21 protein-coding genes and 1 riboswitch are annotated in these 20,531 nt (G+C 28.9%); of the genes, 10 read left to right on the forward strand and 11 right to left on the reverse strand.

Annotated features, from left to right (window positions below; all coding sequences use genetic code 11):
• Window positions 1-1,020 (reverse strand): cobalt-precorrin 5A hydrolase, encoded by a 1,020-nt coding sequence (locus K4897_RS05000; protein ID WP_250415659.1) that lies wholly within the window; start codon window positions 1,018-1,020, stop codon window positions 1-3.
• Window positions 1,017-2,051: a cobalamin biosynthesis protein gene (locus tag K4897_RS05005; protein WP_250415660.1), complete on the reverse strand. Its 1,035-nt coding sequence runs from the start codon at window positions 2,049-2,051 to the stop codon at window positions 1,017-1,019. Before K4897_RS05005 ends, K4897_RS05000 begins: the two co-directional genes overlap by 4 nt.
• A 62-nt stretch (window positions 2,052-2,113) precedes the next feature.
• Here K4897_RS05005 and K4897_RS05010 point away from each other — a divergent pair, with 62 nt between their 5' ends.
• Together K4897_RS05010 and K4897_RS05015 are read left to right on the forward strand one after the other, a co-directional pair.
• Window positions 2,114-2,599: a DUF2299 domain-containing protein gene (locus K4897_RS05010; protein ID WP_019265153.1), complete on the forward strand. Its 486-nt coding sequence runs from the start codon at window positions 2,114-2,116 to the stop codon at window positions 2,597-2,599.
• Window positions 2,600-3,539: 940 nt separating this feature from the next.
• Window positions 3,540-4,691 (forward strand): Cdc6/Cdc18 family protein, encoded by a 1,152-nt coding sequence (locus K4897_RS05015; protein ID WP_019265152.1) that lies wholly within the window; start codon window positions 3,540-3,542, stop codon window positions 4,689-4,691.
• On the opposite strand, the gene pyrB is transcribed toward K4897_RS05015, so the two are convergent.
• Genes pyrB through hisG form a run of 3 tightly spaced genes read right to left on the reverse strand, consistent with a single transcriptional unit; the run spans window position 4,679 to window position 6,984 of the window.
• Window positions 4,679-5,629: an aspartate carbamoyltransferase gene (gene pyrB / locus K4897_RS05020; RefSeq protein WP_019265151.1), complete on the reverse strand. Its 951-nt coding sequence runs from the start codon at window positions 5,627-5,629 to the stop codon at window positions 4,679-4,681. The two genes, K4897_RS05015 and pyrB, sit on opposite strands and share 13 nt — an antisense overlap.
• A 6-nt stretch (window positions 5,630-5,635) precedes the next feature.
• Complete coding sequence (locus K4897_RS05025) at window positions 5,636-6,127, reverse strand: flavodoxin domain-containing protein (RefSeq protein ID WP_019265150.1); 492 nt, start codon at window positions 6,125-6,127, stop codon at window positions 5,636-5,638.
• Window positions 6,124-6,984 (reverse strand): ATP phosphoribosyltransferase, encoded by an 861-nt coding sequence (gene hisG, locus K4897_RS05030; protein WP_049780215.1) that lies wholly within the window; start codon window positions 6,982-6,984, stop codon window positions 6,124-6,126. The genes K4897_RS05025 and hisG overlap by 4 nt, the downstream gene beginning before the upstream one ends.
• 216 nt (window positions 6,985-7,200) lie before the next feature.
• Between hisG and K4897_RS05035 the strand changes: the two genes are divergently transcribed.
• Both K4897_RS05035 and K4897_RS05040 read left to right on the forward strand, forming a co-directional pair.
• Window positions 7,201-7,410 carry a histone family protein gene (locus tag K4897_RS05035; protein ID WP_019265148.1) on the forward strand — a complete coding sequence of 70 codons (210 nt, stop codon included), beginning with the start codon at window positions 7,201-7,203 and terminating at the stop codon, window positions 7,408-7,410.
• Between the two features lie 40 nt (window positions 7,411-7,450).
• The gene (locus tag K4897_RS05040) at window positions 7,451-8,758 is read left to right on the forward strand and encodes an amidohydrolase family protein (protein WP_019265147.1); all 1,308 of its coding nucleotides are present in this window, start codon (window positions 7,451-7,453) and stop codon (window positions 8,756-8,758) included.
• Window positions 8,759-8,760: 2 nt separating this feature from the next.
• On the opposite strand, the gene tfrA is transcribed toward K4897_RS05040, so the two are convergent.
• Window positions 8,761-10,410: a fumarate reductase (CoM/CoB) subunit TfrA gene (tfrA, locus tag K4897_RS05045; protein ID WP_250415661.1), complete on the reverse strand. Its 1,650-nt coding sequence runs from the start codon at window positions 10,408-10,410 to the stop codon at window positions 8,761-8,763.
• Window positions 10,411-10,652: 242 nt separating this feature from the next.
• On the opposite strand from tfrA, the gene K4897_RS05050 reads away from it, so the two are divergent.
• Window positions 10,653-11,027 (forward strand): DUF120 domain-containing protein, encoded by a 375-nt coding sequence (locus K4897_RS05050; RefSeq protein ID WP_019265145.1) that lies wholly within the window; start codon window positions 10,653-10,655, stop codon window positions 11,025-11,027.
• A 48-nt stretch (window positions 11,028-11,075) separates the two neighbouring features.
• A riboswitch (FMN riboswitch) is annotated at window positions 11,076-11,206 on the forward strand.
• Window positions 11,207-11,260: 54 nt separating this feature from the next.
• Window positions 11,261-11,941: a 3,4-dihydroxy-2-butanone-4-phosphate synthase gene (gene ribB / locus K4897_RS05055; RefSeq protein WP_019265144.1), complete on the forward strand. Its 681-nt coding sequence runs from the start codon at window positions 11,261-11,263 to the stop codon at window positions 11,939-11,941.
• Here ribB and K4897_RS05060 read toward each other — a convergent pair whose 3' ends face one another.
• From K4897_RS05060 to gatA, 4 genes are read right to left on the reverse strand one after another with little or no spacing between them, the layout of a single operon-like run.
• A complete protein-coding gene (locus tag K4897_RS05060) occupies window positions 11,942-12,367 on the reverse strand; it encodes a hypothetical protein (protein ID WP_019266853.1) in 426 nt (141 codons plus the stop codon).
• A complete protein-coding gene (locus tag K4897_RS05065; protein WP_019265142.1) occupies window positions 12,368-13,888 on the reverse strand; it encodes a cobyrinic acid a,c-diamide synthase in 1,521 nt (506 codons plus the stop codon).
• A gap of 17 nt (window positions 13,889-13,905) precedes the next feature.
• Window positions 13,906-14,445: a CDP-alcohol phosphatidyltransferase family protein gene (locus K4897_RS05070; protein ID WP_019265141.1), complete on the reverse strand. Its 540-nt coding sequence runs from the start codon at window positions 14,443-14,445 to the stop codon at window positions 13,906-13,908.
• Window positions 14,435-15,805, reverse strand: a complete 1,371-nt coding sequence (gene gatA, locus K4897_RS05075; protein WP_019266850.1) for an Asp-tRNA(Asn)/Glu-tRNA(Gln) amidotransferase subunit GatA — start codon at window positions 15,803-15,805, stop codon at window positions 14,435-14,437. The genes K4897_RS05070 and gatA overlap by 11 nt, the downstream gene beginning before the upstream one ends.
• Window positions 15,806-16,247: 442 nt before the next feature.
• On the opposite strand from gatA, the gene K4897_RS05080 reads away from it, so the two are divergent.
• Entirely contained in the window at window positions 16,248-17,042 is a 795-nt protein-coding gene (locus tag K4897_RS05080; protein ID WP_019265139.1) for an HAD-IC family P-type ATPase, read from the forward strand.
• Here K4897_RS05080 and K4897_RS05085 read toward each other — a convergent pair.
• Window positions 17,023-17,742 (reverse strand): sugar phosphate isomerase/epimerase, encoded by a 720-nt coding sequence (locus K4897_RS05085; protein ID WP_019265138.1) that lies wholly within the window; start codon window positions 17,740-17,742, stop codon window positions 17,023-17,025. The two genes, K4897_RS05080 and K4897_RS05085, sit on opposite strands and share 20 nt — an antisense overlap.
• 104 nt (window positions 17,743-17,846) lie before the next feature.
• On the opposite strand from K4897_RS05085, the gene K4897_RS05090 reads away from it, so the two are divergent.
• The 3 genes from K4897_RS05090 to K4897_RS05100 are packed head-to-tail and all read left to right on the forward strand — an operon-like array spanning window position 17,847 to window position 20,527.
• Window positions 17,847-18,281, forward strand: coding sequence for a PadR family transcriptional regulator (locus K4897_RS05090; protein ID WP_019265137.1), 435 nt, complete (start codon window positions 17,847-17,849; stop codon window positions 18,279-18,281).
• Window positions 18,265-19,323 (forward strand): ATP-binding cassette domain-containing protein, encoded by a 1,059-nt coding sequence (locus K4897_RS05095; protein ID WP_019265136.1) that lies wholly within the window; start codon window positions 18,265-18,267, stop codon window positions 19,321-19,323. The genes K4897_RS05090 and K4897_RS05095 overlap by 17 nt, the downstream gene beginning before the upstream one ends.
• Entirely contained in the window at window positions 19,310-20,527 is a 1,218-nt protein-coding gene (locus K4897_RS05100) for an ABC transporter permease (RefSeq protein WP_019265135.1), read from the forward strand. The genes K4897_RS05095 and K4897_RS05100 overlap by 14 nt, the downstream gene beginning before the upstream one ends.
• Window positions 20,528-20,531 lie beyond the last annotated feature (4 nt).

The following is a 20,531-nucleotide window of genomic DNA, read 5'->3' on the forward strand; positions in this document are numbered from 1 at the left end:
TTAATCTTTTTTAGAAATAGCTAAAGCTATTGTAACTCCATTAAAAGCTGTTTTTTTATAAATTAATTTTGAATCAAAGCCTGCTGTAATTAAAGCAGAAGCTTCAGACACACTGCCGACACCAAATTTGGATTTTACAAATTCTGATTCATGTATCTCATCTGATTTAAATAAAGTCAATTTATCCATTTCAACAAAATTAACAGGAATATTTAACATTTTACTTAAATCCAAGATACCTTTTTCATTTTTCTTAATTTCACCTGAAGCCAGTTTAGATAATCTGTTTTTAGAAATATTCAAGTCATCAAGTGCCTTATTAAGACCTATTAAAATATCTTTTTTGGATTTACCTCGTTTGCATCCAATACCAACAACAATATCTTCAATTTTCATTATTAGTTTATGATTTTTATATAAGACATGTATTTCATCTGTATTTATGGAACTGGTAAATTCAATTGAAACATCAATTTCAAGTGTATTATCATTTAAATAATCAAATAAAAAATCATAGTTTTCTTTACTGTTGACTCTGAACATTATTTCTTCATTGTTTAAAATAGCTTTATTGAAATATACAATTTCTTTTGGATTTTTAACTGTCAAATACAAATCTTTAGCTATTACATCAACACCTAATTTTTTATTGACATCAGTTGCAGTTGTAATAACTTCTGTTGCATTTAACATATCAGCTACTTTTGATGTCAGTTTATTGGCTCCTCCTAAGTGACCTGATAATGTGCTGATTACAAAATTAGCATTTTCATCAATATTCAAAATAGCAGGATCTGAAACTTTTGATTTGATTAATGGTGCAATACTTCTAATTAAAATTCCAGAAGCCATAATAGCTATAATTGCATCATATTCATAGAATAATATTTTAAAAGTATTTTTAACATCTTTATAATAAATATCAGTGTTAATAATAGTTGAATCTTTATCTAAATGTTTTTTTAATAATAAAGATAAATCATAACCTTTTTTTGAAACAGAAATAATAGCTATTTTCATAATATCACATATAATATAATTATAAATAAAATTATTGCAATGGTAAATAATAATATTGTTAATTTTGACAGTTTAACAGCACTGCTTATATCATTTATTTCAATATTTTTATTATTGTCTCCCAATATATAAGTATCTAATTTAATTAATTGTATATCTAAAGCTCCTGCAGCTGAAGCCATTGTAAAACCAGAGTTTGGACTTGGACAGTTTCTGGCATCTCTTTTCAATATTTTATAACTGTTTTTATAATCAAACCTCAGGCAAAATGCAGATAAAACAACAAATAAACCAGCTATTCTTGATGGAATATAATTTAAAATATCATCTATTTTAGCTGGAACAAAACCAATATTAATCAGTTCATCAGTTTTATAACCAACCATTGCATCAAGTGTATTGAATATTCTGTAATTAAATGGAATTAAAATTAAAATAAATAAAAGCAAATAGGAATGTATAAAAATTCCAGCAAGACTGCAAATCATGAAATAAAATACAGGTGAAATGTATGAATCAGTAATATTTTCTGTTAAGCTTTCAATAGTAGCTGAAACAATATGTTCTTCAGTCAGTTCATCAGTGTTCCTGCTGACTAAATATGAAACTGCCTGTCTTGCTTTATCAATATCTTCTTTCAAATCTGCTTCAACATTAATAGCAGTACCCAACAGCATTTTAATAGAAAAAGTAGATGATAAAATTAATGTAAATAATATAAAAAATATAAATGCATTAAATGAAGATAAATAAACTAATATAATCACTAATACACTTGAAGCAATACAGGTAGCAGCTGTTAAAAACAAACCTGACCATTTATTTGTTATTTTTATAAATCTGATTTTGAAAAAGGATATTACAGATCCGATCATTACAACAGGATGAATCTTAGTTGGAAGTTCGCCATATGTAATATCAAAAGAAATAGCTAAAAATAATGAAAATAATATAAATATTAAAATATTATATGAAAAATTAATATTATTAAATATATTGAAATTATTTATTAAATCAAAAGTATAATACATTATTTAATATATAATATTAAAATAAATAAATATTTTATTATAATTTTAAATATGGTGAAAAAATGAGTATTGAACAAGATGTTAAAAACTGGTTAGCTGATGAAGGTGTCTTTAGAGAAAAAGCTGCAGATGAAAATGCAGACTTTCATTTTGTCATTGAATTTCCTAAAGATAATATAATGGATGTTGTAAAACCAAAAGAAAAAGATGTTATTGTTATTGGATGTGCAACACAAGTAGCACCAGAACATATTAATTTAATGCAAAATGCATCTCCTCAAGATAAAAATAAATTTTTATTTGATGTAAGTACTAATTTAAACTTATTTTTAGTTGATTATGAATTGAAAGTGGATCAAGATATTTTACAGCAATTTGTAGTTACTGATAATATATTTGAAGATGGATTAAGTAAAGATGCTTTATTTAAAACTATTAAACGTGTTTTTAAAGCTAAATTACATTGTATAATGTTATTAAATTACGCTTTTGGTAATTCAAACACTAATATTTCCAAACCACATAATGAAAATAGTATGTTTGTATAATTTTTTCATAAATTTTAGACAGACAGACATAAATTTCAAGTGAAAGCTCTGCGAAGGTTCTGTAGGAATGAAGACATGCATTTCATCTGTAAAAACACTTGAAATTTATCTTAATTTTTTGTAGTTAAAATTGAAAATAAAGCCTTTATTATTCTTTTTTTATAAAAATAATCATTTTAACCAAGTTAAAAATTTTTTTTCACTTGAAACATATGTCTTGATTTTTGCTTCGCACTAAAAATTGCATTACAGTTGAAATTTATCTCTCACTATTCATGTTAAATCATTATATTTTTTTTTGATAAAACTCTTATTGAATTTTTTTTCACTTGAAATATATGTTTTATTTTTCAAATGCTCAGATAAATATTATATTATACTGAAAATATTACAATTGAAATACTTCTTCTTTAAATTTGAAATAAAAATTGTTTTAGTCTTATTTTTTTAAATGATAATTTTTTAATAAATTTTTAAATTAATTTATTTTATAAAAAATTGATATAAAACATTTATTTTTTAAAAATAAGTAATATATACCTTTTATTTTGTAATTGAAAAATTATAAAATTATTTTACAATTATGTTAATTTTGTTTTCATCACTATTTTTTCACTTGAAATATATGTCTTTATAATTGAAATAGTTAATTTTCATGTTTTAATTTTAACTATTTTTATTTACTTTAATTTTTATTTAAGCTATTAATTGACTATTTTTTATAAATTTAAGTATTTTAAACATTTTTTAGTTAATTTTAATTTATTTAATTTCTTTAATTTTTATTTTTTAATGAAAATTTATTATCTCAATACAATTTTGTAATACAAACCTTTATTTAACACTGTTTTCATATATTAACACTGGAAATAATACTTATAATTTTTTCATATTTTTTAAGATTATTTTACTTTTATTACTTTTTAAGAATGGTGAACATATGGCAAATATATTTGATGACTTGGAGGTAGGAAAATCAGTTTTTAAAGATAAACAACCTTTAGATCATAGGTTTTTACCTGAAAATTTACCTCACAGAAAAGAACAGATAACACAAATAGCTAAATATTGGATTGAAGCATTAAATAATGTTACTCCATCTGATATTACAATTTACGGAAAAACAGGAACTGGAAAAACAGCAGCAGCAAAATTTGCTCGTGAACAACTAAATGAAGCAGCATCTAATAAGAATGTTTTCATAAAAGTTGAATATATTCGTTGTACTGATTACACAACAGAATATCAGGTTATTGCACAGTTATGTCAAAAACTTGGAAGAAATGTTCCTCACAGAGGCTGGACAAAAGGGGAAGTTATTAATACTTTCAGAGACATTTTCAGAAGAAATGCATATGGAAAAAAACTAATTTTAATTGTTATTTTAGATGAAATTGACATATTGCTTAGTAAAGACGGAGATGGAATTTTATACACTTTAACAAGAACTGACAATGTATCTATATTATCCATTAGTAATTATGTTGAATTTAAGCAATTTATAACACCTAGAGTAATGAGCAGTTTGAGGGATAAAGAAATTGTTTTCCCACCTTATGGTGCTGATCAGTTAGCTGATATTTTAAGTGAAAGAGCTCATTTATCATTTAAAGAAGATACAATTGAAAGTGATGTTATACCATTATGTTCAGCTATGGCAGCTAAAGAAGAAGGAGATGCAAGATATGCACTGGATTTACTTAGAACTGCTGGAGAAATAGCTGATGAAGAAGAATCTGATAAAATCATTGGTGATTATGTAAGAAGGGCGAAAGACAGAATTGAACATAATAAAATCACTGATATTATTTTAACCTTACCAACTCAGCAACAAAGAGTTTTAGATGCTATTTTAAGACTTACTCAAAATAATGAGGAAATAACCTCAGGTAAATTATATGATACTTATAAAGAAGTATCAAAAGGAGATTCTGTAACATACAGAAGAATTTTTGATTTTATAAATGAACTTGAAATGTTAGGTATTATTTCAACCAATACTATATCACGTGGACGTGGAAAAGGAAGAACTAATATTATAACACTTCAATGCGATACTAATCTACTTGAAAAAACACTTTATTCCATATGATTCCATTTGGGATTGTTTTTTATTAAAGTTTTTAAAATAGCCATTCTAACTGGAACAGCATTAAATGCCTGATTGAAATATTTATTATGTTTAGTATTATCTAAATCAGTAGCTATTTCATCAATTCTTGGTAACGGGTGCATAACAATAACATCCTTACCTTCCAACATTTTTTTATTAACAATATAAGCTCCTTTTATTTTTAAATATTCATCCAAATCTCCAAAGCGTTCTTTTTGAATTCTGGTTACATATAAAACATCTACTTTATCAATGATTTCTTCTATACTATCAACTTCAGTATATGGGATATTCTTTTTGTTTAAATCGTGTAAAACTTCCTGAGGCATTTTTAATTCTTTAGGAGCAACAAAATAAAGTTCTACATTGTCATATAATCCTAATGCATTAGATAATGAATGTACTGTACGGCCAAATTTTAAATCTCCAACCAAAGCTATTTTTAAATTATCAATCTGCCCTAATTCTTTTTTAATAGTGTATAAATCAAGTAATGTTTGAGTAGGATGTTGACCAGCACCATCTCCGGCATTTATCACTGGAACATCTACAATATCTGATATAAATTTAGATACACCTTCCAATTCATGTCTAATAACTAAAGCATCGCTGTAGCCTTCAAACATTTTTGCAGTATCAGCTATGCTTTCCCCTTTGGAAACAGAACATGATCTTGTACTTTCAATACCTATGCAATTTCCGCCTAAACGTTTCATAGATGTTTCAAATGATAATCTTGTTCTTGTAGATGGTTCAAAAAACATTAATCCAAGGATTTTACCTTTTAATTCGTCACAACATTCTTTTGATTTAGCTATATCTTCTAATTTTGATGCTTCATCCAGAATATAATCAATATCCTTTCTTTCAAAATCTTTTATTGAAATAATACTTTTTAGTTTAAAAATTTTAATCAACCCATTTCATTCAATTCTTTTATCAATTAAATTATTAATATAACTGGCAAATTTATCAATTTCATCCATATCCAATACAGGAATATTTTCACTGGAAAGTGTTTTTTTAGCTTTTATTTTATCTATAAAGTTTCCTTCATCTGGATTTATTTCATAACCAAAATTTGAAGAAATAAATGATGATTTAACAAGTTGTTCTGAAAATGTTTTGTTCAGATGACTTTTAGTATTTGATTTTTCATCACAGTTCATAAAAAGAGCAACCGGTTTTTCCATCAATGTTCCCATATTTCTGGATATGTATCTTTTTAAGATTCCTTGGACTTTTCCATGGTATAATGATCCAGCTAATATAATAAAATCATATTTTAACAAACAGGCTGTTTTGGCTTTTTCAATTGGAATTAACTGTATTTTAGCTTTTATTTTATTTGATAAAATTTTTGCAGCCTTTTTTGTTATTCCACTGGATGTTGAGTAAATTATTGCTATTTTCATATAATCCTTTCAATTGGCACGACAAGAATATCTTTTGCACCTGCATTTCTTAAATCGTTAACAAGTTCGAATACTACATCTTCATCTATAACTGCCTGTACAGCTACAGTTTCTTCTTTAGATAATACTTCAGAAATTGTCGGACCTGTCATTGCCGGCATAACTTTTTTAACATTATCTAAATTTTCTTTTTTAACATTCATCATTACAAGCTTTTTCCTTTCAGCTTCAATTACTCCCTTTATACTTGTACTTACGGCTTCAACTAACTCTTTTTTATTTTCAAAGCTATTGTCATTAGTAATAAGTTTAATAGTACTTTCTAAAATTACATCAACAATTTTCAAATGATTCATTTTTAATGTAGTTCCAGTACTGGTTAAATCAGTAATTAAATCAGCTATTCCAATTAATGGTGCGATTTCTGTAGAACCGCTTAATGTTATTATTTTTGATGTTAAATCATGTTTTTCCAAGTATTTTTTTGTTAATGTTGGAAATTCAGTAGCTACTACCATATCTGATGTTAAATCATCAATAGAATTTATATTGGAATCTTCCGGTGATGCTAAAACTAATTTTGTTTGTCCGAAAGATAAATCAACTAATTCCTTAACATTAGCTTCACTTTCATTAATCAAGTCTACACCAGTTATTCCCATATCAACAATTTCATCTTCAACAAATTTTGGAATATCTGATGCACGAGCAAACATAACATCAATATCTTTATTAAAAGTAGCAGAAATTAATTTTCTATTAGCATTATCTTTTAATCCTAATCCAGCTTTCTCTAAGATGGCTATTGAAGGATCACTAATTCTTCCTTTAGAAGGTACAGCAATTTTTAATTTCATTTTAAATCTTCTCATTTTATTTATGTGATATGATATATTATTTTTTTTATTAATACTTTTTTAAAGTGTTAAAATTCTTAATATTTTTTAATATTTTCAGTTTTTACTATCAAATAATACAAAATCTTTAAATATAATAGAAATTATAATGATATTAAGCTTAAGATTAATTTAAAATTATCATAAGTTACAAATTAACTGTTTGAGGTGAAATATATGTCTGAAATACCAAAAGCTCCTATCGCAAGGATTATTAAAGATACTGGTGCTGAAAGAGTTAGTGAAGATGCAAAAGCTGAATTAGCTGCATATCTTGAAGAAGTAGCTCGTAATGTTGCAATTGAAGCAAATAATGTTGCTAAAATCGCTAAACGTAAAACTATCAAACCAGAAGATATTAAATTAGCTATTAAAAATTTAGAATAGTTATTTTAATTGACTTTTTTTATTTTTTTTAGGTGTTATTATGACTGATAATACTATTTTAATTAAAGACACATTAATTTTAAACCCTTCAGATTTTAAAGAAATAAAAGGTTCTCTTTTAATAAAAAATGATAAAATCGCAGAAATTGATACTGATATTGATGAAAGTAATGCAGATAAGGTTATTGATGGTAAGGGTAAAATATTACTTCCAGGATTTGTAAATACTCATACACATTTATCAATGACTTTGTTTAGAGGATTAGCTGATGATTTAAGTTTGGATTCATGGTTAAATGATAATATCTGGCCAATGGAAGCAAATCTTACATCTGAATACTGTTATATTGGTGCTCTTTTAGGAGCTATTGAATTAATCAAATCTGGAACAACTACTTTTAGTGACATGTACTTTTACATGGAAGATGTTGCAAAAGCTGTTGAAGAATCAGGAATTAGAGCAGTTTTATCTTATGGTATGATTGATTTTGGTGATGATGAAAAAAGAGAACATGAAATTAAAGAAAACATAGCCTTGTTTGAAAAATGCAACGGAATGGCTGATGGAAGAATTAAAGTATTTTTTGGGCCTCATTCTCCATACACTGCTTCAAAAGACTTGTTGGAAGATGTAAGATGGTTAGCTAATGAGTATAATACTGGAATTCATATTCATGTTAGTGAAACTCAAAAGGAGATAAATGATTCACTTGAAGCACATAATTTAAGACCATTTGAATATTTGGATTCAATAGGATTTTTAGGTCCTGATGTTGTAGCTGCACATAGTGTATGGTTATCCCATAATGAAATTGAAATTATTAAAAGGAATAATGTTAAAATTTCACATAATCCATGCAGTAATATGAAACTGGCTTCAGGTATAGCTCCAATTTATGATTTAATTAATAATGATATTTGTGTTGGAATTGGAACAGATGGGGCATCATCAAATAATAATTTAGACTTAATTGAAGAGTTAAGAACAGCTTCTTTACTTCAAAAAGTTAATTTATTAAATCCTAAAGCTTTAACTTCTAATGAAGCATTAGCTATGGGAACTATCAAAGGTGCAGAAGTTTTAGGGCTTGAACAGGAAATAGGATCAATTGAAGTTGGTAAAAAAGCAGATTTGATTTTAATCGATACCAATAATGCTAATATGATACCTGATAGTTCAGTTACAAGTTCCAATATTATTTACTCAGCAAATGGTTATAATGTAGATACCACTATCTGTGATGGTAAAATTTTAATGGAAAATAAAAAATTAACTACATTAGATGAAGAAGAAATTTATAAAAAAGCCAGAAAAGCTATTGAAGAGCTTAAAGAAGCTAGAAAATAAGTTTATCTAGCTTCAAATTTTATTTTATTTTTGTTTAAAACAATGCTTCTTTTCCAGATATTATGGCTTTCAGGGAAATCAGATCTGAAATGAGCTCCTCTACTTTCTCTACGTAATATTGCTGATTTTACAACTAAAATAGCTATTTCAACCATGTTTATTACTTCAAGAGCAGTTACAAGTTCTGTATTATATTGAGCTTTATTTTCAACTTTTAAATCATTTAAGTCTTTTTTCATTTCTTGCAATTGTCTTAAAGCTTTGTTTAAATTTTTTTCGTCTCTGACAATTCCTACTTTTTCCCACATTAACTGTTTAAGATTGTTTTTGAATTCTGTAGGATTAATGGAACCGTCTTTAATTAGGCTTTCAATTCTTGTTTTTTCTTCATGAACCATTTCAGGATTTTCTTTAAAGTCAGTTTCACTTGCAGCTTTCGCAGCACTTTCACCAGCTCTTTTTCCAAATACCTGGGTATCAGCCAGTGCATTTCCACCTAAACGATTAGCTCCGTGGACTCCTCCAGATACTTCCCCTGCAGCAAATAAATTAGCTACATTTGTAGAGCAATCAGGTTTGATTTTAACACCACCCATAAAGTGATGTGCAGTTGGAGCTACTTCTATTTTTTCATTTTTAATATCAATACCTACATTTTTAAACTGCAGAACCATAGTTTCTAATTTTTCATCAATTAACTCATCAGGAAGATGTGTTATGTCTAAATAAACTCCACCATGTTCACTGCCTCTTCCTTCAATGATTTCCTGATAAATGGATCTTGCAACAACATCACGGGTAGCCAGTTCCATTTTTTCAGGAGCATATTTTTTCATGAAGCGTTGGCCGTCTTTATTTAATAATTTTCCACCTTCAGCCCTTACAGCTTCAGTTACAAGGACTCCTTTTTTGGAATCAGGTGTTACCATTCCTGTTGGGTGGAATTGAATCTGTTCCATATCTATCAGATTAGCTCCTGCATTCCAGGCAAGCATGAATCCGTCACCGTTTTTTTGAATAGTGTTGGATGTAATTGGATATAAGTTACCTGCTCCTCCACTAGCTAGTATAACAGCTTTAGCTTTAAAATAAATTATTTGAGACTTTGCCAAATCCAGTCCAACAGCTCCTATAACCTGTCTTAAATTTTCATCTAAAACAAGAGAGGTAACCATTACTTCTTCAATAGTTTCAATGTCTCTTTTAATGATTTCTTCTTTAAGAGCACTCATTAATTCATGACCTGTTCTGTCTCCCTGAAAACAGGTTCTTCTGTATTGCTGTCCACCGAATGGTCTTTGATTTATTTTACCGGATTCTTGGCGGTCAAAAATCGCCCCATAATTTTCTAAGTCGATTAATCTGTCTGGAGATTCGTGAACAAGTATATCTACAAGTTTTTTATCATTAAGATAGCTGCCTCCTTTTAAGGTATCTTCAATATGTGCTTCTATTGAATCATCAGCATCGACAGCTTTAAAAACAGCATTATATCCTCCTTCAGCCATTCCAGTGCATCCTGATCTAAAAGTTAGTCCTTTTGAAACAATAAGTCCTTTAAGACCAGCTTCATCTACTTCAATAGCTGCTCTTGAACCAGCTCCTCCTGAACCAATAATTAAAACATCGGTTGAAATTGTTTTAGTTTCCATAGTTATTACCTGTAAAATTTATACTGTTTTTAAATTTATAACTGATTGTTAAAATAAATTTGTTTTTTAAAAAAGTGGGTTATATCATAATAAATATTAGTAAATAGAAATAAATTAGTATTTGACAGTAGCTGATATAAGTTAAATTTTATTCTAAAACAGTTACTTTTGATTAAATTAATTATATAATCAATAATTTTAAATGTAATTATAATTCATTGCATATATTTGGAGGTTTTTTAATGAAAATTGATGGAACAGTCACAACTGGTTTAGGCAAAGCCGCTTATTTTTTATCACAGGATTTTTATGTTAACAATTTTGAGAAAAATTGCGGATTTCGTCCATATCCAGGAACTTTAAATGTTATAGTTCCAGAGGAGTACCTTCCTCAAATCAACAAAGTAAAAAATGAATGTAAAAATATTATAAAACCTGATGAAGGTTTTGGAGCTGTTAAATATATAAAAGCAAGATTAAATGATGAAATTACTGGAGCTATTGTATTTCCAGCTAAAACTACACATGAAGAAAATTATTTGGAATTTATAGCTAAAGATAAACTTAGAGATAAGTTAAATCTTGAAGACGATGATGTAGTAACTATTGAGTTTTAAATTTATTAAGAAACTTTTTTATAATATAATTAATATATTATTTCATTGTACAATTCTCAGGGCGGAGTGAAATTCTCCACCGGTGGTGTTTCTAAATAGATAAGTCCACGAGCACAAAATGTGTTGATTTGGTTAGAGTCCAAAACCGACGGTTATAGTCCGGATGGAAGAGAATAAGAAAGTTATTTTTTTATTTTTAGCCCTGTTTCTACACTATTTAAGGAGATGTTACTATGAGTAAAAACGATTTAGAAATGGGTTTTGAGGCATTAAGAAATGGTGAATTTATTTTAGTTTATGATGATGATGACAGAGAAGGAGAGGTAGACATGATTATCGCTTCTGAATTTGTTACACCAAAATCAGTAGCTACTATGAGAGATAATGCAGGAGGATTAATCTGTAACTGTTTAGCTCCGCAGTACTGTGATGCTATTAATTTACCATTTATGACAGATATTATGGAAGCTGCTAGTTCAAAATATCCTGATTTAACTAAACTTGCTCCAAATGATATTCCATATGATGAAAGGTCTTCATTTTCAATATGGGTAAATCATAGAGATTCATTCACTGGAGTTACTGACCATGATAGGGCCATGACTATTAGTGAAATGGCTGTTATGTTAAAAGAAGAAAGATATGATGATTTTGGAAAAACATTCAGATCTCCAGGTCATGTATGTCTTTTAAGAGGAGCTGACGGTTTAGTTAAAAACAGAAGAGGTCATACAGAAATAGGTTTAGCTATGTGTGAAATGGCTGGTGTGACTCCGGTTTGTGTTGTTTGTGAAATGATGGATAGTGAAACAGGTCAGGCAACATCAGTAGCTGATGCTAAAAAATATGCAGAAGAAAACGGACTGGTCTTGCTTAAAGGGGAAGACATTATAAAAAAATATTTAGAAGAATAATTAGCTGTACATAGCTTGATTATTCATTCTTTTATCATTTATGTAATTAAAGATGTATTGGGTAATTTGCTGGATTTTATATGAATTGTAAATATTAAATACAACATATTTGCCATCATACATATCTATTTTTACTCCATCTTTAATTTCTTTAGTTGGACTAACTAAACTTATTTTATCCCATGGAATTCTAAGATTTTTAGATTTTAAAGCTTTTTCAATATAGATTCCGTCATCTTTGATTTTCACGATTTTAACAGCTCTGCGGTTTCTTTCAGACATTACCTGAATATCTCCATTATCATCAAAGCCATAATCTGGAATTAGACATGTTGCTTTCCAACCCTGTTTAATTTTTTTTGCAACATGAACTCTATCTTTCTTTGTTAACTTAACGCCCTGTTCCGGACTTAAATTAAGTGCCATTTATATCACCTTGTTTTTTATTTCTTTAAATGGAATTATTCTATTGAAATTTACATTTTTAGCCATGCTGGCTATTGTATTTATATCTATATTTTCTTCAACACATTCCAAAGCATATTTTGAAAATAAATCATATCTGATTTCAACTTCCGGAGTAAATCCGCGCCCTTCTATTTTTAATTTTGATACATTTAAGACATTCTTAACTTTGGTGTTATTTTTAATGTATGGTACTACATTTTCAAATATATTTTGGTTATAAACTTTGTTTAGAAGTATTGCTTCAACTGTAACTCCAAGTTTTTCCAACATATTTGCATGAGCTACCAAATCAACTGCTGCTGATTCAATTCCTCCTTTATTAACACCAGACATAAGCAGCATTGGAATATCTGATGACATAGCTATTTCACTTGCAGAATATGGAACTTTTTCATTAAGCAGTCCGGTAAATACACTCATAACTCCTTCAATTAATACAATATCATAGTCTGATTTGTTTAATTTATCAATAGCTAGTTTAATATCCATCCATCCTAAGTGTCCGATTTTTATAGATCCGTAATCTTCCATTTTCCCGTTTGTTAAATACAGACCGGGAACAATATCTCTTGCATCAGGACCTACTTTCATAAGAGCCACTTTTAATCCTCTTTTTCTTAGAGCTCCAGCCAGTCCAGTTAAAATAAATGTTTTTCCGGAATCAGATCCATTACTTCCAATCATTAAGAATTTAGGGCCTTTTCCATTATTTTTATATTTTAAAAACGGTTCAGCTAGTGTTTCTATTTTATATCCGGAATTCACTCCTAAATCTTTGTTTATTTTAGCTTTAACTTCCTTATTTTTACTGGATATATTTTTGATATCTTCACTGGAGGCATCAATGTAATCCAGGAAATTATTTCTAATAATAGGGTTTTCATCTAAAATATTATGAATCATAGTTCCTATAACATTTCCTTCGTCGTTACAGGCTCCTGAGAAAATATTGTACTCGGATTTTTTATTTACATCTCCATAGTTCATTCTTTGAATCTGAGAGTAAAATAAAGGTTTGGCATCACCTTCAGCTTTACCGTATGTATGTGTGTGGAAACCTGTAACATCTTCATTTTGGCCTTTTGTAATAAAAGAATTATCATAGACTTTAGCTTTAACACGGTCACTGCTTATGAGTGGTGAAAAGTCAATGTCTATTAAGCCAAGACCTTCTTTTATTATTGGAACTTCTGATTTTCGTCCGATATCTGTCTGATTTGCTAATAACTGAAAACCTGCACAAACACCAACAATCGGTTTTCCATCTTTAGCTATTTGTTTTATTTCACTAGCTAATTCACAGCTAATATCTTCTGATTCAAGGATAGTTCCGCCAGGTATAATTAATGCATCTAATTCTTCACTAGCTTTAATACCATTAACCAAACCGTTTGATTTGACAATATCTGTAGGTAATTTTCCAAAGTCTTCAAATCCCGGAACAGCTCCTTTTACATAGACGAGTCCTATTTTTTTCATAAGTAAACCTCGTGTAATTATTTTATTTTAAGCTTTATAATACTTTCACAGTTAATATCTAAATACTGTGAATAACGGATTATTAAAAATTCTTCAATAGCTGCGATTGTTGCAATAATACAGATAATTGCTATTAAATTTTCAGATGGTGCAAAAATTAATAAAACCGGAATTAAAATTATTAGTAATCCGGTTATTTTATTGAGATATCTATGAATTGTTGATAATTTTTCAAATTTAATATAACAATATATAGCAGATGCAATTTTTAGTATTACTATAATCAGAATTAAAACATATATTTCAAGTGTAAAATTCAAAACAGGCAATAAAACTATTATTAATGATAAAAACATTGTCATGTCTGCTATTGAGTCTAATTTTGCTCCAAAATCAGTAACTAAGTTGTATTTGCGAGCAACATACCCATCCAGTACATCGCTGATGCTACAGATTAGATATATAATGAAAAATAAGTAAGATAAAGGTTTTGTAAAAAAAAGCAATAAAGAAAATATAATTCTAATAAATGATAATTTATTAGGACTAATTTTCATTTTCAAAGACACTCATTGCCTTAATGATTTTCAAATCATCTAATGGTTTAGCTTGAATTTGTAAACCAACAGGAATACCGTCTACTTCACCAGCTTTAATACTTCCAGCTGGAATTCCTGCAAGGTTAGCTATTACAGTTAATACATCGTAGGCATACATTTCCATAGGAGTTAATTCATCACCAATTTTGTGAGGAAGTTTAGGAACAGTAGGCCCTACGATTAAATCAACATTTTCCAACATAGCATTGATTTCATCTCTAATAAGTGATCTTGCTTGAAGAGCTTTTTTATAGAATTTTCCGCTGTATTCTTTTTGTGAAATATAAGAACCTATTTCAATTCTTCTTAATACTTCCTCTCCACAAACATTTTCTATTCTATAACCGTAATCTCTTCCGTCATATTTTCTGGTAGCTGAGAAGAATTCTACATAGTTGATTAAATAGTAAGTTGGAAGACATAAGTCAATATGATCAAAGCTTACTTCTACAAGTTCAGCACCAGCTTCAACTAATTTATGAATAGCTTTGTTTACAGCAACATTAATTTCAGCATCTGTAACATCAATAAACTCTTTACAAACAGCTATTTTCATACCTTCAAGAGATTTTTCTTCAAGTACGCTGGTGAAATCTGACCTTTCCCCTTTTAAGGTTGTACATTCTGTTTCATCATAATCGGATATTGCATTTAGTGCAAGTGCAATTCCACTGGTATCATTAGCTAATGGTCCGATTTGGTCTAAACTCATTGATAAATCAAGTAAACCTTGTCTTGATACCGCACCGTAAGTTGGTTTAAATCCAACAACTCCACAATGGGATGCAGGATTCCTGATTGAACCTCCAGTATCTGAACCAAGAGCGATATCACACATTTCCGCAGCTACTGCAGCAGCACTTCCTCCACTGGATCCTCCAGGGATTCTTCCAGGAGCTGCAGGGTTTTGTGTAGGTCCAAAACAGGAAGTTTCAGTTGAACTTCCAGCTGCAAATTCATCCATATTGGTAATACCGAGAATAATTCCGTCTTCAGCTAATATTTTATCAATTACAGTTGCATTATAACTTCCGAAGTAATTATCCAGTGTTTTGGAAGCTGCAGAGATAATATAATCTTCAACATTAATATTTGCTTTAATACCAAAAACTAAACCAGATAAAAATCCAACTTTTTCTCCGTTAGCTATTTTTTTATCAATAGCTTCTGCTTGTTTTAGAGCAGATTCTTTATTAACTTCTAAGAAAATATTTAATTCTTCATTTTTTTCATCAATAACTTTAATAAAGTTTTCCACATTCTCCTTAGCAGTCATTTCTTTATTTTGAATGGAATTTAATTTTTCAATAACACTCATTAAAACACCTGAGTAATCATAATAATATATAATAAGTGATATTTTATTTTTTAAGGTTTATATAAGTTATTGATAATTTTTTTAAAAAAAGTAGATAAGACCTATATTTAATTTATGAGTAATTTAAAGATTGATTTTAGTTAAGTGAAGCTTCTTTACCCGAGTATAAGAATTTGTAGATTAATTTGATAATGATTACACCGATTTCTGGCCCTACAATCAATACCAAACTTGGCTTAAAAATTGTCTGCCTATAACTAATGGAGAAGCTAAACTGCATGCAGGGTTTACAGAGGTTTCAGTTTATGAAATTCCTATAATATGTACAAATGCCAATTAACATACCAATAGAAACTAAAATAATATTTTGCCTAAACGAATATTTTTTTACAAAATTATAAATAGTGTACAAGTAATTAAATAAAATTAAAGAGGGGTCAAAATGAAAAAAGCTATTGTGTTTGATAATTCTGGAACTTTACTTGAACGCTACAGGGTTATTAAAGATGTTTCAACTGGAGAATTATTCACTGATGTTAATTCATTGCACTTAATTGATTCTATGGATTCCTTAGCACTTGTAGTTCTTCAGTTTAATACGAACTGTCTTTTGAATTTGGATAGTAACACTTTAATTTCAGATGTAATTAAACAGCATAATATTGATTTTGATGTTAGCTTTACAAGCTGTGAAACTACTAAAGAGGAAGTTAGTGATATTTTAGAAAATGAAAATCAGGCTACTATTAGTGATATTACTGATGGTTTTTCTATTTTAAAAGAAAAAATCCCTAAAATGGAACTTTGTAATGGATCTGCAGTAATTATTGACATTAATAAAAGTAAAATAGCTTATACTATTACTTCTGCAGGGAAACTGTTTTCTGAAGTCACAGATACGATTAAGATTTTACAATCCAGAGGCATTGAAATTTATATTGCATCTGGAGACAGAAAGGGAGCTATTAACAAATTAGCCGAAATTTTAAATGTTAATAAAAAGCATGCTTTTGGAACTGTTTCCCCAAAGGGCAAATGCAAAGTTGTCAGATGTTTAAAAGATAGGGGATATAAAGTAATGATGGTTGGAGATGGTCTTAATGATGTTTTAGCTTTTAATAATGCTGATGTATCTGTTTTGACTGTTGAACAGGAAGAAGAAGTTTCTCCAAAGCTGATTAATAAAACAGATTATGTTATTCAGAAAATTTCAGAAGTTATTTCAATAGATTTTTAATAACTTCTTTACTTTTTAAAACATTGTCAAAGTTATTTAACTCAATAATTCCTTTATCTACTTTTTTAAGAAGGTTTAAATCAAGAGTTCCTTCACCTAATGTAATGTGCTGGTCTTTAATACCATTATTGTCATTTAAGTGACAGTAGCTAATGTTTTTTAAATCCAGAAAGTCTTCACAATTTCCACAGGTGTTTCCATGACCTACATCAACTGTTAAGCCGCAGCCAGTTTCATTTTGTATTCTTTCAAGCTCTTCAACTTTATTTCCTAAAAATGAAAATCGTTCGGGCATATTTTCAACGGAAACAATAATGTCTGAATAGTCAACAAGTTCTCCAATGCTTTCAATAGCTAGTTCCAGTGCATATTTTCTTATTCTCTCTTCATTTCTTCCGATTTGTCCTGGATGGAGGGTTAGTGCAGTTGCATTTATTTTACTCCCATAATTCAGAGCATCTTTCATTTGCTTAATACTTTCTTTTCTAATTCCTGTGTTTAGGCTGGCGATATTCAAATCAACTGTTGGGGCATGTATACAAATTTCCAAATCAGTATTTGCAAATTCTAAATTGTCATTTTTAAAAAAAGGGCCTTCTCCAAGTATTTCTATCATTTCAAATTCATATTTTTTAGCAGTTTCTATTATGTCACTATTTGGTTGGGTAAACATTGCTAATGTTGTAAAACCTAATTTCATAATTTAAGATTAACTTTATATATTATAATTATATATAGGTTATTTTGTTATATATCAAAATTTAACATATATAATTTTTTTAAATAACAACTAGGAGGTTTGAGTTGGCCATGTTTAGACGTAAGAAAAATGTTGATCAGCTTTCAAAAAAAATTATGAGGCATTGTTCTAATGGTTTAACTCATATTATTATATTGTGGATTATTAGTAAAGAAAAAATCCATGGTTATGGAATTATGAAGAAGTTAGATGAATTTTTTAGTTCTTGTAATCCTAATGAGTATAATAAAACAAATTCAAGTAAAATTTATCCGATTCTAAGGAAATTAGAAAAAACTGGGATTATAGAAGGAGAATGGGGAGTCAGTAACAATAAAAATGTTAAGTATTACTCTCTTACAGAAGAAGGGGAATGTTTACTTAAAAATTTTAAAAGTGAGTTTGCTTACCTCCTTAATAATCCTCTTTGGTTAAGTTTTATTGAAGATATGTCAGATAATGAAATGCATAAGGTGGAAAACGATGAAAAATGCAATTGAAACTAAGAATCTTACAAAGATTTATAAAAATTTCACTGCTGTTAATTCTTTAAATTTAGAAATTCCTGAAAAAAGTATTTTTGGATTGCTTGGTCCAAATGGAGCAGGAAAAACCACAACAATTAAAATGCTTACCTGTTTAATTCAACCTACTTCAGGTCAGGCTACTGTTGGAGGTTATGATGTTCAAAAAAATCCCAATGAAGTAAGAAATTTGTTAGGTATGGTTCCTCAACAGGTTAGTTTATATAAGGATTTAACAGTTCAGGAAAATTCAGAATTGTGTGCTGATTACTATGGTGTTCCAGTTGATGAAAAATACGACCGTATTGAAGATTTAATGGAATTGGTAGATATTAAATATGCTAGAAATAAAAGAGTTGGACAATTGTCCGGTGGACAAAAACAAAAGGCATCTCTTGTAGCTAGTTTGGTACACAGGCCGGAGATATTATTTCTAGATGAACCAACAATCGGGCTTGACCCTACTACCAAAAGAACATTATGGGATTTGATTCGTGAATTAAATGATGAAGGAAATACAATTATTTTGTGTTCTCACGACATGCATGAGGTAGATATGCTTTGTGATAATGTAGGGATTATAAATACTGGTAATTTAGTAGCTTATGATACTCCACAGGGTCTTAAAGATTCTCTTTTAAAAGAAGAAAAAGAAGAGCATGAAATTAAAATGAAAGATACTTTAAGAGATATTTCAAATGAAAATGAAGTAAATAAATCAACTAAAGAAGATATTGAAACATTAAACTTAAAGAAAATGTCATTTTTACTTAAAGAAACCAATGATTCAATTATTTCAGCTATTCAATCTAATCCAAAGGTACATGGTGTTGAAGTAGCTAAAAACGGACGTTTTAATTTAAGAATTGATAATTTTGATGATGATGCTGTTAATGATGTTTTAAAAGACATTATTGGGGCAGGCGGTGTTGTTAAATCAATATTTACACAGGAACCGTCTCTGGAAGATGTATTTATTAAAGCAACAGCTGAGGTGAATGAAGATGATAGAGCTTAGAAAATTTGGATGGATGATTAAAAAAGAACTTTTAAGTTTAAAAAGACATCCTCCAAGGTTAATTTCAATTTTAGTTTTCCCTATTATCATGATTTTATTATTTGGTTATGGTATGGGTGGAGACATGACAGATCTGCCGGTAGTTGTTGTTTCTCAAAGTCATGGTGATTTGACTGATGTAACATTGGATACTATTAAAACGACAGATCAGTATAAGGTAGTAGAGGTTATGGATGATGTTGATGATGCAAAAGAACGGGTTGATAGCGGAGAAGTAAAAGCAGCAATTATACTGCCGGAAAATTATGACAGCAATGTGTCTCAAAAGGCAGTTACACTGTATTTGGATTCATCTGATCAGATGGCTTCTTCAACATTGGAAAGTGTAACTCAGGGAATATTTGCTAAATTATCAAATATGGAAGCATCTAATGCTATTGTTTCTAATCCTTCATCACAAGAGTTGGAAAATAGTACAAGTTCACTTAATCAATCTGAATTAGCTACCACTACCCAAAGTGCAAATGTTACAAATTCAATTGGACATACATTTGATAATTTTAAAGATGATATTGCACTGCATATTAACAAAATATATGGAAATATCAAGTACATTGACTTTTTAGTTCCTGCAGTTTTAGGAATGACAGTAATGATGTCATGTATGATGGGTATGGGTGCATCAATAGCAGGAGAACGTGAAACCGGTGAATTGGCTAGATTATTTATGACTCCAACATCAATTTCAACTGTAGTTGGAGGTAAAATTGCATCTAAACTTATAGTTGAATTAGTTAGAGCTCTTATATTAATATTCATGGCTATTGTATTGTTTAATGTAAGTATTAAAGGAGGAATCTTACAGACATTTATTGTTCTTTTCTTTGGAGCACTGTGTTTTGTTGGTTTTGGTATTATGTTATCTGCAAGAACAAATACTCAGGAAGACTATACTCAAATAGCTATGCCGTTTTCAATGCCTATGATGTTTGTTTCAGGAGTATTTTATCCTATTGAAACCATGCCCTGGATTTTACAAAAAATAGCTTATATCTTCCCATTAACTTATCTTAACGATGCAATGAGGGGAGTTATGATTAAAGGTCAAAGTTTAGGTGATGTATGGTTAGATTTAGTTATACTTTTAGGATTTACTGCACTGTTCTTTATCATTGGAGTTAAAAGGTTTAATAGAGATATTTAAGGAG

The sequence above is a fragment of the Methanobrevibacter sp. TLL-48-HuF1 genome (assembly GCF_023617305.1).
Lineage (GTDB): Archaea > Methanobacteriota > Methanobacteria > Methanobacteriales > Methanobacteriaceae > Methanocatella > Methanocatella intestini.